Source organism: Metapseudomonas boanensis (genome assembly GCF_018704125.1).
GTDB classification, from domain to species: Bacteria; Pseudomonadota; Gammaproteobacteria; order Pseudomonadales; family Pseudomonadaceae; genus Metapseudomonas; species Metapseudomonas boanensis.
In genome coordinates this window covers 1-616 of sequence record NZ_JAGTIS010000063.1, presented here as the reverse complement: position 1 = coordinate 616, position 616 = coordinate 1, and the positions used below count along the sequence as shown (strand labels likewise).

Here is a 616-nt window from a genome sequence, read left to right as displayed (position 1 = left end):
ATGGCGCCCCCGTGGATACCGGCGAGGGATGACGAGGGGCTGGCGGGCCGTCGCGCCAGCGCTGGTATCCGTCCTTCAGGGCATCAAAGGTGTCGATGATGAGTGCGAGCATGGAAATCCGTTCCTTGATCGTTGGGTGGCTCAAGCTTCTTCGAGGCAGTTCCTTATTCAGCGTCAGCCGGAGTAGCCGCTCATTCGCTGGTGCTGCTTCGGGTGTTCCGTCAGTTGCGGTGACGCCGGCATGACCACTGCTTGCGCTGCTGGGCCCTGGTAGTCGAAGTGCACCGCCTTGATCAGGTGCTCGCCCTGGGTGCCGGACTCGATGCCGTACGGATCGAGGGTGATGTAGCTGCCCCCGGCGTTGAGGGTGATCTTCTGCTTCGCGCTGATGCGGATTTCGTCCTCGGTGCTGGTGATGTCCAGGCCATGGCGGGCGAGTAGTTCCAGGCGGTCGTTCTGCGCCTGGATCTGCACCGCGCCTTGGTTGGTGATCAGCTTCAGGCCGAGCTTGCGCACGAACAGGCTGACGCCCTCGCCCACGCCGATGAACAGGCGCTTGACCACGCTGATATCGGCCTCTTGGCCGGCGTTGAGCATCAGGTTGCGCTGGGCCGCC

The 616-nt window shown here is 63.6% G+C and carries 1 protein-coding gene; it reads right to left on the bottom strand.

The window, feature by feature from the left end:
* Positions 1-174: 174 nt before the first annotated feature.
* A partial coding sequence (locus tag J7302_RS26305; RefSeq protein ID WP_215381786.1) for a DUF2345 domain-containing protein occupies positions 175-616 on the bottom strand: 442 nt, incomplete at its 5' end.